Genomic DNA, 16,621 nt, shown 5'->3' with positions numbered 1-16,621 from the left:
ATTAATTCGATCCGAGCAGAGCTTCCGATGCCTGATCTACAATAAGATTAATCGCAAGAGGTCCGTAATATGCGATCCAAAGTGTTGAGTTTACGTCATACGTGCGGTTATTTTTTACAGCATCAAGGGACTTCCATACAGGATTACTTACCATAGCCTCAGCTTCTGCCGCAAACAGTTCATCTGACAGTACAAAATAACGATCTGCGCCAATCTCAGGCACCTTCTCCATTGAGATTTCAACAGAAGTATCATCCTTGATTCCCTCAACCAGTGCAGGCATATTCAAGCCCAGATCCTGATACAGAATAACACCTGTACGATGCTCAATCCCATGAACACGAATGCCTTCTTTACGCGGACGAATCAGCGCTACCGTCTCATCACCCAGCTTCTCCGCCAGCTTTGTCTTCATTCCAGCAACTTTTTCCTCATACGCCGTGCGCACTTTCTCTGCCTCGTCCTGCTTGTCTGTAATCTTAGCAACTGTGGCTAAAGTATCCCGCCAGTCTTCGTAGAAATCGAGTACAAGGGTCGGTGCAATTTTACTTACACTCTCATACTGCTTCTCTTGAAAGTCGGTCATGATAATCAGGTCTGGATCTAGTTCTACAATCGCTTCCAAATTAGGCTCGTCCCGTGTACCCAGAACCTGTACGTCACTCGGCTGGTCGCCTAAGTATTCAGGAAAATCGGTGTTGCCTCCAGCGATAACACTGCCAGCCGGCTTCTCGCCAACCCCTAACATTTGATCGAGAAACTTAACATCAAGCACCGCAATTTTCTTAGGTTTTTCGTTTAGCGTCAGCTCACCCTTCATATGCGTGATCGTTACGGGAAAAGCTCCGGCAGTCTGAGTTTCTTCATTCGTAGGTGTCTCTGCTGGCGTTGCCGCAGACGGTTTGCTGCTATCTGTACCTGTTCCGGCACCGCAAGCCGTCAGGACAAGAATAAGGGCTAACATCAAGCCCATGAATAATCGTGATTTGCGAGCAGCATATGCCTTGCTTCCGGCAGCCTGCCCCTTTGTTCCTTGATTCATGATGAATCCCCCTTATGTATAATACTGATAATGATTTTCATTATCGAAACATAAAGAGAGTATAAACGATCTCCGCATCGCGTTACCATGTACTTTTGCGACATTTGAGTCGGACTAATGCGACATGGCGAGCGACTTATCCGCCCTTTAATTTCTCAGCGATATACGCTTGCAGTCGGTAGATGTCTGAAAGGAGCTCTTCTTCCTCCGACGTATTTCCACACTCTCCTAGCCAGCGCGGTGTGCGGATATGCCACTCGTTAGACATGTATTGCTGTTTATCTCGATACACTAGAACATGTTTCAAGAAATACTCCAAAGAGCCGAAAGATCGCTTACGACTGTCGTTGATGATGGATTGTGTTTTCTCAATGATTGCCTGTAACATGTGTTGGATATGATCTTCTGGATTCATAGAGTCGCCCTCCTTACCATCATTTCAAGATGTATATAGCTTCATCCAAGCAAACTATCAATCAATTTCTCTGGATGGATAACAGTAGACGATTGAACCGACGGGTATTTCATTCGGGGAAATCTCTCTCCCCAAACAAATACCAATATTCTTTTTTACCGACTAATGAATATAATTCACTTTCACTCATTTAAAATCCATTATATGGTTTAATAATGATTATCATCAAAATACAAAACGGAACGGTCTAACAATTAAAGATGGTAGGGATGTTATGTGAAAAGAAATGTTATCATTTTACTTCTATCAGTCATCATTATTCTAGTAGGGATTTATTGGTATGCAGACAGAGAACTCATCTCTCTTAAAACAGGATCTACATTACCATTACAATGGGAAGATCCATATAATAACCATGAAGAGCCAATTCAACTTACAGATCAAAATCAGACTTTGTCTGATTCGAAAGTGCATCTTACTAAGCTCTATTACCTGCCTAATTCAAAAAAACTGCAATTTGGCTTATGGTACAGTAAAAGAGAGTATCAACCGAATCCATCTAAAAAGATTCCAGATCGAATTTTTCAAGTTACGATCCGCGATAAAAACGGACAATTGTATAATCAAGATACCATTGTTAAAGCTGAAGGCTTGTTTGATGAGTTTCAACGCAGGTCGATTTCTATTGATTTAGACAATCAAGAATCTATAGAATTAACGATTTCCTTGATTGAACAAAATGGAACAACCGTAACCCCGATGGAGTCAACAACTATTAACGTACCTTTAGACAAAATAAAAAAGTGAAAAACTTAACTTAGCAGTTACTCAACGCTTTGTGTAGGGAGAATCTTTTCTTTATTGTGAGAGTTCGAAAAAAAGAAGCCGGATATTTAATTCACCGGCTTCTTTTTTCTCAAGTAAAACGAAGTGCAGTATCGCCTAAAGCATGAATATGATGTGATTCAGGCATCCATGTTCTATGAAACACTAACCTCTCTTCTACTTAATTTCTTAAATGCCGAGTATTCCTGACTAGAATTTATATAACTTAATATCTTTTCCGCACATTCCGCTGAGCTAAGCTCTTCCGTGTTCACTTCCAGATCATATTCATCATAGGCGTATATGTAGTCGAACTGGGAATGGGCGAGTCCAATCGCGCGATCTCCTCTGCTCTGCTCTCTTCTGGTGAGTTCTTCTTTCGAGCAGTGTACACCTACAAACAATATCGGATAATCCGATAGTAAATCATAAAAACCGTTAAACCACTTGTCATTGCTGATGACCGTATCCACGATGACATTCAAACCCATCTCCGAAAACAGTTTAATGGTTGCACAGTACAACGAATTGATGGGGTCGAACAGGATATCTGTCATCACATGGTGTTCCACTTCTCTCGTTGGTTTCATATCTGGGTATGTATTGTCGATAAACTGATCATAATTTTGGGCAAATTGATCTACAGACAGATGATGAAACGGAACCTCTCCCTGATTTTTCAATTCCATCGCGATGCTCGTCTTTCCCGCACTTGACGTACCATTTAAAAATATAATGAGTCCTCGTTCCATATCAATCACCCTTATCATTAAACTTGGCATTACCTTTCAGATCACATTGTTGTTTTGCTAAGTTCGAGCTAACCTGTACACTTAATTGGGCTATTACCATGGTGTTCTACCCCATTTCCCGCGTAGGAGCAAATATACGAATTCGCTTAATGTCCCATATATATTATTAGACGAAGAGAGGACTAATCCTCCATCTCCGACAGGTTGTCTTAAGGCTTGAGTGGCCGAGGATCTCCTGAATCTTCTTATTTTGGTACGCAAAAAGGCAGCTTCTGCTTTACACATCGCTGCCTATTTGCTTATTAACTTTTTCAAACAGACCTATCCAGCGTTATGATGTTCAACCTTTTATACCGCTAAATGTAATGCCGCTAATAAACGTCTTTTGAAGAAAAAAGAACAAAACAATAATAGGCAATGTCATCAAGGTGGATACGGCCATTAATAGACCCCATTCGGATCCCTTTTGACTCTGAAATTGCTGCAATCCGAGCGAAACCGTGTAAGATGGTTCATTGGTTAAATAGAGCAAGGGGCCCATGAAATCAGTCCAGCTCCCCATAAATTGAAACAATGCCACGGCTAAAACGGCGGATTTGGCTAGTGGAAACATGATCTGTAAATATATGCGGAACTCACTAGCGCCGTCTAAGCGGGCCGCTTCGCGGAGGGCATCAGGCAGTCCCATGAAAAATTGCCGCAACAGAAAAATGTAAATGGGCACTCCAAAAAACTGGGGTACAATCAGTGGAAGAGATGTTCCTACCCAACCTAATTTAGTAAACAGCAGGAATAGAGGAATCATCGTCACCTGTCCGGGGATCATCATCACAGCAAGGGTAACAAAGAAAAGTATACCTCTCCCACGGTACTCTAACTTGGCAAAGCTATAGGCAACCAAGGGACAGGATATGATCACACCCAGCGTACTAACGATTGTTATAATCGCCGTGTTTTTCAGATATGTCCAGAAAGGGATATACTCAACGGCACGGGAATAATTACTCCACAGAATTGGATGCGGAATCCACTCTGGTGGGAATGTAAAGATTTGTGTGAGTGGTTTAAGAGAAGTGGAGAGCAGCCAAATGAACGGAATAATGAAAAATGCAGAAGCAACAATTAGACATACATAGGCTAACGCACGATTGATTCTTTTGATAGCGGTAGGATTCATCCCTTACTTCCTCCTCCTTATTTCCCTTGATAATGAACCCAGCGTTTAGACGTAATAAAAATAATTCCGGTTAATGCCATAACGATAATAAATAAGATCCAGGCCATTGCGGAGGCATAACCCATTTTGAAATACCTGAATCCGTTCTCATATAAATACATGACGTAAAAAGTCATGGAATTTGCAGGAGTTCCTTGCCCTTTGGTCAACGTATAGGGAAGAGTAAACTGTTGAAATGCACCGATCATTCCCATGACAAGGTTGTAGAAAATAACGGGAGTGAGCAAAGGCAGGGTTACCTTTCTCGTTTTCTGAAACCAGTTAGCTCCATCGATTTGTGCTGCTTCATAGTACTCATCAGGGATATCTCCTAATCCAGCAAGGTAGATGACAACAGCTTGCCCAATACCCCAAAGCGACATCAAGATGAGCGAAGGCTTTGACCACGACTCACCACCAAGCCAAGAAGGCCCATCGATACCGATATTCGCTAACATCCCGTTCACCAATCCAAAGTTTGGATGTAACAACCACATCCACAGAACAGCCAATGCCACTTGTGGAACAAGTGTAGGCAAGAAAAAGATCGTTCTGAATATAGCCATCCCCTTGACCTTCATATTCAACATCATAGCGAGTGCCACACCGAAAAATATACTTAATGGAACAAAAAATACGGTGAAATAAAGCGTGTTGTATATGGATTTCCAAAACAGAGGATCATGGAAAAGATCTTTATAATTACTCATTCCGACAAATTCACCAGGCTGCAGAATGCTGTAAGTAGTGAAGCTGAAGTAGATGGACATTAGCATCGGAATTGCATAAAAGCATAGCAGCCCTATAGCCCAAGGTGAAGCAAACAGCCACCCAATCACGTTAGTTCTGTGGAGTGCTCGTTTCCTTGCCGATGGAATTGCGTTTACTTGAACTGAATCGGCCAGTTTCGCCATTTGCATTCTCCTTCCAATTGTCATTCATTAATAGGCAAGGAGAGAGAGTTCTCTCCCTGCCTACCAAGCACCCTATTTGTCGTATTTTTCTAAAGCCTTATTAATAGTCTCTGTTACTCTATCCAGGTTCTCTTTCGGAGTACCGTTACCGCGGGTAGCCTTTTCCGTAGCGGAAGCTAACTCATTCCACAACAGCTGTCCTTCAGGAATAACCGGGCGGTTGTGTGAATTGGGCAAAATATTAATAAATTCCTTCATAATCGGATCGTCCTTGTAACCGTACTTGTCGTTAACCGAATCGATAACAGAAATTTGAGAGTCAGCGTTTAATAACGTTTGCCCCTCTTCTTTCCCTAAGAATTCGAGGAATTTCCAAGCAGCAGCAACGTTCTTGGCGCCTTTAGGGATAATAGCGGACCCGCCTCCCGACCATGTCGTAAAATTAGTACCTGTTGGGGTCGGTATTGGTGCAACACCGTAATTTAAATCCGGCTTAAATTTTTCGATACCCTTCACCGTAAAGTTTCCACTTATCTTCATGCTGACTTGACCGGAAATGAACGGATCCATTTCTTCCGTGCCAGCTGCGCTTGTGAATCCGGCAATATCCTCGACATTGTATTTTTTGCCGAAGTCGGTCATCCATTGTAGCGCTTCAACGACTTTAGGATCATTGGCGGTAATTTTGCCGGTGGCAGCATCCTGGAATTCTCCTCCAAATGCCCATCCCCAAGTATACAGCCAGCCTTGCGAATACCATGGGATGAACCCGATCCGTTTGAAACGTTTACCTTCCTTAATGGTTAACTTTTCGGAAGCCGCTTCAAGCTCGGCGATCGTTTGTGGTGGTTTGTTGGGATCGAGCCCTACTTCTGTGAAATGATCCTTATTGTAAAATAGCAGGCGAGAGTCCGTATCCATCGGCATTGCATAAAGCTTTCCTTGATAACTGGACTCCTCCCAAGCAAATGGATAATACATTTCCTTAAGAATTCCGGATTCTGCTGCCATCGAGGATAAGTCAGTCAGAGAACCTTGCGCAGCCCAAGTACCGACCTTAAAACGGTCGAAAAGTGCAACGTCAGGAGGATTGCCGCCTGCGACTGCAGTCAGCAGCTTCTGATCGGATCCCTCGCTGGATTCTGTATAAACCAATTTCATTTTAATGGTAGGATTTTTCTCCTCAAATGCCTTCACGACTTTATTCAAATTATCTAAATCAATGGAGGTAAGACCATGCCACATCGTAACCGTTGTATTCCCCTCTCCGTCCTGATCGCTTGAGCCTCCATTCGTTGAGCAAGCGGTTACAAGTAGTGACATAGCCAGAAAGTAAACAAGAATTGGAAATACGATTTTTTTGGATCTCCTCATTCAAAGTCCCCCTTAAGTTAAATTAATTAGTTTAACTTGAATTCCTATAGAATCCACTCCATTTTCTGATCAATCCACATTTTATGTAAGCGCTAACAATACTGGTGATATGAACTATTAAAATCAGAAAATGATGAACGAAGTGAATTTTTTATAAGAATCCTACTGGTTATACCAGTTATACTAAGTATATTAATATGACATCATAAAGCATGTCAATTGCAATATTACGACATAAATATTCATGACGTATGGTTATAATTAGATATATAAATCGACGTTTCAAGGTTCGTTAATCTCCCAGGTAAGGAAGGTCCATGCTTCGAAGTTTATTTCTGATATCAAAAAAATCAAAAAAGGTGCCGATAAGCCCCCGGGGACTTTTCGACACCTTGAACAATATGCTTGCTTTTGTTGAGCTGCGCTTGTATTAACCCTACCTGTTATTTTTCACGACCATACGATGTTCAATGATGTTCAGCTCGGGAACTGCTGTTCCATGCAACTGAGAGATTAGCATATCCACTGCCAATTCACCCATCTGATTCTCATCCTGCTTAATATGTGTGAAGATGGGTTGACCCAAGTGATCGTTCAGGGAGTCGAAACAAACAATCTCGAATTCCTCCAAAGATTTCCCCATGGAGTGGATGACTTGAGCCAGCATGGTAGCTATTAGAAATTCCGACGCGACAAACGCCTTTACATCAGGGTTTTGTTTCAAAAAATGCTTTACTGTTTCTTTATCACTATTAATCGCTGTCCCGTTTATGTTCATAGGAAGGGTGCCCTTCAAGTTCGTTAATACATAATCTTTGTTCAAGTTCATTCCTTCTTGAGTGAAGGCAAACGTATATCCGAGCAGCCTTTCCTCCAATGTTGAAGTGTTCTCTTCCGGCGGAGATAAAAAGGCAATTTTTTTATGACCTTTGCTAATCAGATGCCGCGTAAGATCCATGGCTGCTTTCTTATTGTCTGTGTATACCGAACAAACCGGAATTCCTTTTAGATATCTATCGACCAAAACGATTGGAAACCGATCTAATACAAGTCGAAGCAGCTCCGAATTATAGTGTTGACCATGAATGGGGGTCACGATTAATCCTTTGATACCCAAACCAATAAATAAGTCGATCGCGCGTTTTTCCTCATCCCGATCCCCGCAAGTTCGTTTAATAATGAGTTGATAATTATGCTCAGCACTCCGCTTTTCCATCGATCTAAGAAGTTGTAGGCCAAACTCGTCAGAAAAATTCGGTATAATAAAACCGATCAACCGCTTATCATCCTCAGGCACCAAGTTCGTTATTACCTCTGAATAGTGCTTCGATTCTTGTCCTCCAATTATACCATCGGCCACATATGAACCTTTTCCTTGTATTCGTTTAATAACCCCAGAATCTGCCAATTTCTCCAGAGCCTTTTTAGATGTAATACGACTGACGCCAAATTTTTCAGCCAACTCTTTTTCAGAAGAGACTCGGTCTCCTTCTTTTAATCGACCTTCTTTAATCTCTTGTACAATAGAGACATATATCTGCTCGTATAAATGCAATTCCACAAAACCACCCTGACATCATAATATTAGTATACTAAGTATATTACACAAGCACTAATTCGCAAAGTCACTCAGCTTACCGGCGAACTTCTGTGGCATGGCGTTTTCCAAGTCTATTGTGTCAGACCTCTGCTTACAGTTAGCCCCCCTGGTAGGGTCATGGAATAACTGGCCCTAAGTCGACAGCCGATTCCCGTTTATCTTAGTGGATGTGATGGTATTGAAGGTCCGTGAAGAAAACTCTCGAATTCCAAACGAACAAAAAAAGCCGTCCCTCAAAATATATTCATACCTTGAGGGGCAGCTTATCGATACACTGCTGATTATTTAGATAGCTCTTCCTTCACCATAAGCTGACGGGCATATTCATTCAGATCGATAGACTCGCCCCCGTTCAGCCGCGACTTTTCAGCTGCGAATGCGATCAGATGGCTCCGGACGGAAGCCGCAGCCGATGTCAGGCTTTCCTGACCGTTATAGTGACGCACCTCATTCAGAAAATTCCTCACAATGCCGCTATCTCCCCCACCATGGCCACTGGTTTGAGAAGGGATTGTGATTTCTGTTTTTTGATGTGTCAAAAAGTCGTACACCGTAATTTGATCTTCCTCACCACGAAGTTCTCCTTTCGTCCCCATGATCTGGATTCTACGTTCCTGCTCAAATGTAAAGCCGCACATACTGAACATGGCCGTAGCTCCTCCTTCAAATTCCATATTCACAACCTGATGATCTACCACATTATTGTCACTCCGGTATACACACCGGCCGTAATCGGTATCACGCAAGCCCTCTATGATATTCGGCTTTGTCAGCTCCTGTGTAAAATGTCCTGCCCAACCCCTGAATTGGTCACTCAAATAAAATCTTGGTGCAGAATACGCACAGGTTGGTTCTACAGCACAATCCAAGCATCGGTCAGCGGAACCTTCCGGTGCATTGCCTTCATGAAAATGTTTAAGAGATCCGAACGAACTGACCTTAAGGCAAGGCTGATCCACGAGCCAGGATAATACGTCCATATCATGGCATGACTTGGACAGGATCATCGGGCTGGATGTGTTGGAATTGTTCCAATTTCCCCGCACGAAGCTGTGGGCAATATGCCAGTAACCCACATTCTCATTCAACTGAATGGAGACAATTTCTCCGATACGCCCTTCTTGTATCACCTTCTTGATTGTATTCCAGAACGGTGTGTACCGCAGCACATGGCAGATCGTCAGCAGCCGGTCATTATCTCTGGCCGCTTGTTCCATCTCAAGACATTCCTTCGGATCAGGAGACATCGGCTTCTCCAGCATAACATGATACTTCTTATCTAAAGCCTGCATCGTTGGGCCATAATGCATTCTGTCCTGTGTACAAATAACCGCAATATCAGCCAGCTTAGGTTCAGCCAACAGGGGCTCCCAAGTCTCATAACAGTGTTCCGGCGGAATCCCGTGCTTCTCAGCAAATCTTGCTCTTCTCACTGGATCGGCTTCGGCAACCGCAATGAAGGTAAGCTCATGCGGATAATCAAGTGCATAGGGTGCATAGCCACCCGCTCCCCTCGCACCTGCTCCAATCAGGACTGCTTTCAGTTGACTCATATTTGTTCACTCCTTTATGATCTGAAATCTACGGATGAACCTTCTAATCCGCTTGGGTATAACGGTCTGCTGCTGATTGATAGATGGCTACATATCGTTCTACGCCCATCTTTTGGAGAGCTGCCACATACTGATCCCAATTGTCAAAGGATTCATTTCCAGTAATGAATTTGTCACGCATTTCATTTACATACGTTTCAATATCTGTCTGGAAAGTGGTCAGATCCCGCTGCTCTTCCTGCGTGAAATTAAATGGAGGCCATATTTGATCTTGTGGTAAGATGTGAGACTCTGCTTTTTTCGCATTATCCACCGAAGTTGGCAGACCTTCAGCACCCTTGAAGTATTTCTGCTTCACAAAACCAGGGTAGTATCCACCCGGCCAGATCAGGTATTGACCTACCGCCTGGTCCAGATTAAGGCCATCCGGGTTGTTTTTAATATTATCGACATAATCTACGTTACCGTCTGCGTCTTCTTTATACGTCTCATCTTTCCAGCCCATGAAGAACGTTTTGATGCCCTCATCACTGTAGAAATAATCCATCCAGCGGATCATCGCCTCTGGGTTTTGGGCTTTATCTGTCAGTACGAACATCCCGATATTACCGAGTGGAGAACCATAGGCGTTGTATGTCTGATCGCCATGAGGACCCTTCAGTACTGGCATGCCAACATAACCTTGCTGATTGTATATCGCAACCGGATCGACATTATCAACGACTCCGATCAGGCCTTCCATACCTTTAGCATCCACTTCCGTACTCTTAACAGATACAATATCCTGCTCGAGCAATCCGTCCTTGTAGAGCTTATTCACGAATTGTAGCAGCTCCTTGTACTGGGGATCGGTTGGAATAAAGCGTACTTTATCCGTCTGAGGATCTGTATCAATGTTAATGTTGGAGGTGCCATGATTATTCAACCCAAATGAACCTCTCAGGTAGTTCACCACACCAGCCGTCCCCACACCGCCCCAGGCTATCTCGTCCTTCTGCCCGTTGCCGTTCGGGTCCTTTTCTTTAAAAGCTTTCAACATAGTATAGAAGTCATCTAATGTCTGCGGTTCCTGCATACCTAATTTATCAAGCCACTCTTGCTTCACCCAAGGTGTCCCGTACAGAACCGACTTGAATTCCGGATCATACAAGGTTGGCAGCCCATATATGTTACCATCCGGCATCGTAATCCCTTTGCCAATAACCGGATACTTCTTCATTAGTGCCTTAAAGTTAGGCGCGTATTGGTCGATCAGATCATTCAGAGGAATGAATGCACCTTGCTTGCCGTATTTCAGCAGATCCGATCTGGAAAACGCCGAGGCGTAGAACAGCTCTGGGTAAGCGCCGCCTGCCAGCAGGAGATTGCGTTTTTCCTTCAAATTATCCTTCTGCACCGTATCCCACTGGATATGAACATTGGACATCTTCTCATACTCTTTCCAGAGTCTAAGATCGTTCCAGTCTGCATTGGCAAAAAACTTTCCGGCAAATCCGCTTACTGTAATGGTGTCATTTACGATCGGAAATCCGCTCGCATTGACTTTGCCATTGGCAGCTCCTTTATCCTTGCTACTTCCCGAATCAGCATCCTTAGAATTGCACCCGGCCAGCATCGAAACGGACATGATACAAACCAGAGCGATACTCCCCCACTTTTTGAGTGTCATTCTTATTCCTCCCTTTGTCCCATCGTTATCCATACAAGGAATCATCCTTTAATGGCACCAATCATTACGCCTTTAACAAAATATCTTTGCAGGAAAGGATAAAGCAGGAGCACCGGTATATTGGCAACGACGAGTACAGCATATTTGATGCCCTCCACTTCCCTTTGCTGCTTAATTGCAGACTCGGTTGACATTTTGACCATATCGTTCGTCTGCCCTTGAATCAGAATTTCCCGCAAAATGAGTTGAAGTGGAAACTTGTCCTTGTCTGACAGATACAACATTGCGTTAAAGAAGGAGTTCCAGTGCCCAACAGCATAGAACAGAATCGTCACCGCTATTATGGGCATGGATAATGGCAGGATAATCCGGGTTAACGTTTGAATATTAGAGCAGCCATCAATCGTCGCCGCCTCATGCAACTCATTTGGAATCGATTGCTGGAAGAATGTCCGCATAATGATGATGTTCCAGATCGAAACGGCATTCGGAATGATCATGACCCAAAATGTGTTTAACATGCCAAGGTTTTTGATTAGCATATAGGTTGGAATTAGTCCGCCACTGAAGAACATCGTGAAAACAAACAGGGCCATGATGGCATTGCGGCCAATAAAATCCTTTCGAGATAGCGGGTATGCCGCCAGAATCGTCATGACAAGATTAATCAACGTCCCCACTGACGTATAGATCAGTGTATTGGTATAACCTCTGAGGATATCTTTGTTCTGAAAAATCTTCTCATAAGAATGGAGATTGATCCCCTTGGGCCATAGGAACATTTCACCACGCAGGACGGCCTGCGGATCACTGAACGAAGCACTTAACACAAAAACAAGCGGGTAGATAACAATGAGCGTAATTATAATTAACAAAAAATGGTTAATTATATTAAAAATACGATCTCCTCTAGATTCAACAAGCATGCATCAGCAACTCCCTTACCATAGGCTCGTTTCACTCATTCGTTTTGAGATCTGGTTAACAGTAACTAATAAGATGAAATTGATTATGGAGTTAAACAGACCAATCGCCGCCGAGAAGCTGTATTCAGCATCTTGTATCCCACTCCGGTAAACGTAGGTAGAGATAATGTCCGAGGTTTCTAAATTCAGTGTGTTCTGCATCAGCAGGACTTTCTCGAAACCAATACCCATGATGCTTCCGATGTTTAAAATGAACAAAATGATAATTGTCGGCATAATACTCGGTATATTAATATGCCATACACGCTGCAACCGGGTTGCCCCATCCACACGCGCTGCTTCATGAAGCTGAGAGTCCACGCCGGCTAATGCCGCCAAATAAATAATCGAGCTCCAGCCCATGGTCTGCCATACATCCGACATCACAAACAAGGTCTTGAACCAGGAAGGTTCAGACAAGAAATTAATGGGATTGCCACCAAACATACCAATGAAGTGATTAATGATTCCGTATCGCGGCGATAAAAACATCATCATCATGCCTACGACCACGACGGTTGATAGGAAGTGCGGCGCATAGGTTATGGTCTGAACAAATTTTTTAAACTTTTCCGCCCTTACCTCATTCATCAGAAGCGCCAAAATGATAGGGACTGGAAAACCTACCGCCAAGCTGTACAACCCAAGTCCAAGCGTATTTTTAATTAATCTCCAGAAGTAATAACTGTGAAAAAAACGTTCAAAATGTTCAAAACCGATCCAGGGACTTCCCCAGATTCCCTTCGTTGCAATGAAATCCTTAAATGCGATTTGAATGCCATACATCGGCAAGTACTGAAAGACAATGTAATAAGCAACAACTGGTGAAATTAACAAATAAAGCTGCCAATTTCGTAAAATGGGGTTCCACTTTTGACGTCTTCTTCTCTTCTTTTCCTGTACTGCATTCATTGCAGGTTGTACAGTTGTATTGGCCATGAACATCCCCCCTGGAATCGTCACTACAATTCTGCCTGGCAAAATGTCTTTGTGTTACACCACCAGCGTCCTTACGCTGCTCGAAGCAGTTCCCACCTTTCTTTTTTTGATTTCTGATCTTCTTTGATTTCTGAGATTTGATTTAAAGTACTTATATGTTAGAAGTTATTACACAAAGTGAGTGGATAACGTTAATAAATGAGTTAATCATCTAACGCAAGGGGATTTGTTTTTTTTGGATATATATTTGGATATATATTTGGTGCTAGTTTGGAATATATTATATGTAAATGGGAAGGTATCAGTTTGGATAATAGGTTATAAGAGTTTTAGAGGTTTCTTGTATATTTTATATAAACATTGATTTAAAGGGGATGAAAGCGCAATCATTAATTTGGTTTAACATATAATCTTAGTTTCTGGCTAAATCCAAAAACATAAAAAATAACGCCAAACGCTTAATTTCATACATCATAATATAGCCCATGGACGATTGTCAAACATTTTTTTGGTTTTATTTGGATTACTTTTGGCTAAGAAAACAAGAAAAAACCCACGCGGATGCATTCCTCGTAGGTTTTATATGACAGTTATCTGGATTTATATGTAATATAATATCACACAACTAACTAGTCATTTGTACGATTTGTACGATCATAAACAGATGATTCCCTCACAATAAGGGTGCTGGGCAACAAAACTTTATGGAGAGATGAATAACGTCCTTCCAGATAATCGTTAATTAATTGTGCTGCTACTTTGCCGATTTCATATTTTGGAACTTGCACGGACGTCAGAGGTGGTGTCGTATACTGCGCCATAGAGATATTATCCATGCCCACGAATGCTATATCTTGAGGGATACGGCCATTTTGTTCAACCACTGCCCGCATCGCAGGAATAGCGAGCATATCACTTGCACAAAAAATGGCCGTCGGCCAATCAGACTTGGGCGTCTCGGTCAGGAGATCCGTCAGTTTGCTGTAGCTGAGATTCACATTCCAGTTGGTGTTGATAATCCAATGTTCATTCAGATTCAGGTTTGCTTCCAGCATGGAAAATTTATAACCGACATACCTTTCTTCGCTCTCTATTTGTTCCGAATATGCGGGGCCACCAATAAACCCAATCCGGGTATGGCCTTGCTCGATCAAATGACGGACTGCTGTGCGAGCAGAAAATATTCGGTCACAGTCAACGACCGGTACAGTAAGTCTTTCGTCATTGAGACTTACACCCAGTACAGTGATATTCTCTTGCTCAAGCAGCTCAAACAATTTTTCATCGTACCAGCTGATTGCGACTATACCTTGAGTACCCGTTTCCTGAAGCATCATCTTTATCCGTTCGGTGTCACTAAGTTCTTCGCAAGTGCGGACAATTGCTGGAGGCAGCCCCAGTTCCGTCATTTTAACGTGAAAACCTGTCAGTACCTGTGAAAAGTACGGATGGTCATCCATCAAAATCTGTGGCACGATACAAGCTATCCGTTTGGCTGAGGTATTCTCTTTGCCAATGGATTTGGAGGATTCATCCAAATTGTATCCCAACTCAAGAGCAGCTTCCCTAATTTTTCGCTTTGTCCCTTCATTGACCGGTCGGTTGGTATCATTGCTGATCGCACGCGAAACCGTTGATATGGATACGCCTACACGTTCTGCGATATCTTTTAATTTTGGCATTACAGCACCTCCCCTTGCTCTATTCATTTGGAGCCAAAATTCATGTTTAGCAATGATCATATCATAATATTGTAATATTTTGGCGTCAATTAAACAAGCCGCGATACGAGTTCTGTTATACTATCAACACTTCCCCCGAGACTGCCCTTTTCCCTTAATTCCTAGATGGCCGAGCGATTTGATGAATTCCTCGCCGTCCACTCAATGCCAATCGGACAGCAGAGATGGTTTAGGGGATGGTCCATACATTCAACTTAGGTTCCCACTGTCTGATTGTAATCTGGTGAATACGATGAATATATACAAGGTTGAATGGGATGCGAATGATTGTAGAAGCCTTCTTTCATGCTGCCATCCCTGTTTGCTTTAACATCGGCCATATCTCCAAAAGAGCTTAATTCAACTGTTGAAAAGCGGACAGGCTCTAGAACAAAAAACCTAACAAAAATTGTTAGGTGAACTTCACTTGTATATGTATCTTTTTATCTGATACTCATTATAAATAGGACTCGTTCATTGATGGAATTTTATTTTCAATTATGTAATTCTAATGTTTTCAGATCAATAATAAAATTTTGTTGTTTCAGAATAACCATTCAAAAGCCTGTATCTATAATTACATCATCTATTCTTAATATTCTTCCTCTAAATGTAACGGTAAGTGACGTTGTAATTAACTGACCATCATAGTTAATTTTCATTCGTATTACGTCTCACTCTCATTAAAGGATCTCTGCGGAGGTTGATCACAAAGTCTTGATTCGAAGTATGATACACGATGTTACCAGGCTCTACTTGAAAAAACTCTTTATTCGCATCTTGTTCGGATACGGTACAAATTGGTGCAACTTCATCTACTATTTTTTTGTTGTCTTCCTCATGATAATGAATGATAGAAACCAAAACAAACTGGTCAGGGAACAGTTCTCTAACTTCTTGCCACTTCATGTGTTCTACCTCCTGTTACTGAGTTAGTTCTACTTTCTGTAATTTTAACATATATCGCGATTGCATATAACTTTCTTGGATTTCATGACAACTGACTTAGACTGATTTGTTTACTGAAATGACTTACCACAATCAACCACGTAGACTAATACTTCGCACTATCCCAGAAATACGTTGTTAATACGTTCTCGATCATAATCTAGAATCCAATCGTTATATTCTTTATAGATATCCGTTAGCGCTTCTCTTGATGGTGAAATAACATCGCAACCTCTATCATCATAGATATGAAATATCGTTTTCTTACTTATATTAATGAAATACACCCTATGATAGATCGTTGGCTTAATGCCAACATCATGATTACATATAGCTTTGATTAACTGACGATATTTCAAGTCTTCAATTCTACATTTAGTCCAGTACTTATACATGTTGTTCCTTGGATCTGGGGTTTCATCCGGTTCACAATCCAAATCTGGAAGTATCTCAAGTCTCAAGGCTCTAATCGGCTCTTTCTTCTTGATCATGAAAAGCCTTAAATAATTCAAGCGATCGATGATAAACTCGTTCCATGTAATGCTCCTTATTTATTCCAAACATCAGAGGATTGCCAAGTTCGAATCGTATTGCAACATCCCAATTATAGAAAAGAGGCGGTTCTAAGGTCAGGTTTGGGAAATGCTCTGCCAGGTACGTCTTTAGGTCCATTCTGTGGCCTCCATTT

16 protein-coding genes and 1 pseudogene are annotated in these 16,621 nt (G+C 42.2%); 2 read left to right on the top strand and 15 right to left on the bottom strand.

From position 1 onward, the window contains the following. Position 1: 1 nt before the first annotated feature. Both BLV50_RS14105 and BLV50_RS14100 read right to left on the bottom strand, forming a co-directional pair. Positions 2–1,042 carry an ABC transporter substrate-binding protein gene (locus tag BLV50_RS14105; protein WP_090808331.1) on the bottom strand — a complete coding sequence of 347 codons (1,041 nt, stop codon included), beginning with the start codon at positions 1,040–1,042 and terminating at the stop codon, positions 2–4. Between the two features lie 136 nt (positions 1,043–1,178). Then, positions 1,179–1,457, bottom strand: a complete 279-nt coding sequence (locus BLV50_RS14100; protein ID WP_090808329.1) for a hypothetical protein — start codon at positions 1,455–1,457, stop codon at positions 1,179–1,181. 276 nt (positions 1,458–1,733) lie between these two features. On the opposite strand from BLV50_RS14100, the gene BLV50_RS14095 reads away from it, so the two are divergent. Then, entirely contained in the window at positions 1,734–2,264 is a 531-nt protein-coding gene (locus tag BLV50_RS14095; protein WP_090808327.1) for a hypothetical protein, read from the top strand. 173 nt (positions 2,265–2,437) lie between these two features. Here BLV50_RS14095 and BLV50_RS14090 read toward each other — a convergent pair whose 3' ends face one another. The 5 genes from BLV50_RS14090 to BLV50_RS14070 all read right to left on the bottom strand — a co-directional run bounded on the left by BLV50_RS14090 (position 2,438) and on the right by BLV50_RS14070 (position 8,099). Next, entirely contained in the window at positions 2,438–3,034 is a 597-nt protein-coding gene (locus BLV50_RS14090) for a chloramphenicol phosphotransferase CPT family protein (protein ID WP_076290163.1), read from the bottom strand. A gap of 340 nt (positions 3,035–3,374) precedes the next feature. Continuing rightward, positions 3,375–4,211: a carbohydrate ABC transporter permease gene (locus BLV50_RS14085; protein ID WP_072734216.1), complete on the bottom strand. Its 837-nt coding sequence runs from the start codon at positions 4,209–4,211 to the stop codon at positions 3,375–3,377. 17 nt (positions 4,212–4,228) lie between these two features. Then, a complete protein-coding gene (locus BLV50_RS14080) occupies positions 4,229–5,164 on the bottom strand; it encodes a carbohydrate ABC transporter permease (RefSeq protein ID WP_072734217.1) in 936 nt (311 codons plus the stop codon). 72 nt (positions 5,165–5,236) lie between these two features. Next, positions 5,237–6,538, bottom strand: a complete 1,302-nt coding sequence (locus BLV50_RS14075) for an ABC transporter substrate-binding protein (protein WP_090808325.1) — start codon at positions 6,536–6,538, stop codon at positions 5,237–5,239. A gap of 436 nt (positions 6,539–6,974) precedes the next feature. Then, positions 6,975–8,099: a GntR family transcriptional regulator gene (locus tag BLV50_RS14070; RefSeq protein WP_090808323.1), complete on the bottom strand. Its 1,125-nt coding sequence runs from the start codon at positions 8,097–8,099 to the stop codon at positions 6,975–6,977. Positions 8,100–8,156: 57 nt separating this feature from the next. On the opposite strand from BLV50_RS14070, the pseudogene BLV50_RS33445 reads away from it, so the two are divergent. Further along, a pseudogene (locus tag BLV50_RS33445) lies at positions 8,157–8,334 on the top strand (transposase); the annotation flags it as partial. A gap of 85 nt (positions 8,335–8,419) precedes the next feature. Here the strand turns inward: BLV50_RS33445 and BLV50_RS14065 are convergent. The 8 genes from BLV50_RS14065 to BLV50_RS33795 form a co-directional block, all read right to left on the bottom strand. Then, positions 8,420–9,691: a Gfo/Idh/MocA family protein gene (locus BLV50_RS14065; protein ID WP_072734220.1), complete on the bottom strand. Its 1,272-nt coding sequence runs from the start codon at positions 9,689–9,691 to the stop codon at positions 8,420–8,422. A 43-nt stretch (positions 9,692–9,734) separates the two neighbouring features. Then, positions 9,735–11,360, bottom strand: a complete 1,626-nt coding sequence (locus BLV50_RS14060; RefSeq protein ID WP_090808321.1) for a type 2 periplasmic-binding domain-containing protein — start codon at positions 11,358–11,360, stop codon at positions 9,735–9,737. Between the two features lie 41 nt (positions 11,361–11,401). Further along, on the bottom strand, positions 11,402–12,286 hold the full coding sequence (locus tag BLV50_RS14055) for a carbohydrate ABC transporter permease (RefSeq protein ID WP_090808319.1): 885 nt from the start codon (positions 12,284–12,286) through the stop codon (positions 11,402–11,404). A gap of 15 nt (positions 12,287–12,301) precedes the next feature. After that, positions 12,302–13,264, bottom strand: a complete 963-nt coding sequence (locus BLV50_RS14050) for an ABC transporter permease (protein ID WP_090808317.1) — start codon at positions 13,262–13,264, stop codon at positions 12,302–12,304. A 629-nt stretch (positions 13,265–13,893) separates the two neighbouring features. Continuing rightward, on the bottom strand, positions 13,894–14,946 hold the full coding sequence (locus BLV50_RS14045; RefSeq protein ID WP_090808316.1) for a LacI family DNA-binding transcriptional regulator: 1,053 nt from the start codon (positions 14,944–14,946) through the stop codon (positions 13,894–13,896). Between the two features lie 690 nt (positions 14,947–15,636). Continuing rightward, the gene (locus BLV50_RS14040; RefSeq protein ID WP_090808314.1) at positions 15,637–15,894 is read right to left on the bottom strand and encodes a hypothetical protein; all 258 of its coding nucleotides are present in this window, start codon (positions 15,892–15,894) and stop codon (positions 15,637–15,639) included. Positions 15,895–16,052: 158 nt separating this feature from the next. After that, positions 16,053–16,328 carry a DUF3885 domain-containing protein gene (locus tag BLV50_RS33800; RefSeq protein ID WP_371129259.1) on the bottom strand — a complete coding sequence of 92 codons (276 nt, stop codon included), beginning with the start codon at positions 16,326–16,328 and terminating at the stop codon, positions 16,053–16,055. Between the two features lie 70 nt (positions 16,329–16,398). Then, positions 16,399–16,605 (bottom strand): DUF3885 domain-containing protein, encoded by a 207-nt coding sequence (locus BLV50_RS33795; RefSeq protein ID WP_371129261.1) that lies wholly within the window; start codon positions 16,603–16,605, stop codon positions 16,399–16,401. Positions 16,606–16,621 lie beyond the last annotated feature (16 nt).

This window comes from Paenibacillus sp. 276b (genome assembly GCF_900107875.1).
In the GTDB taxonomy this organism is placed as follows: domain Bacteria; phylum Bacillota; class Bacilli; order Paenibacillales; family Paenibacillaceae; genus Paenibacillus; species Paenibacillus marchantiae.
Note: the sequence above shows the minus strand (reverse complement) of the source record. Positions and strands in the feature narration are given on the sequence as shown.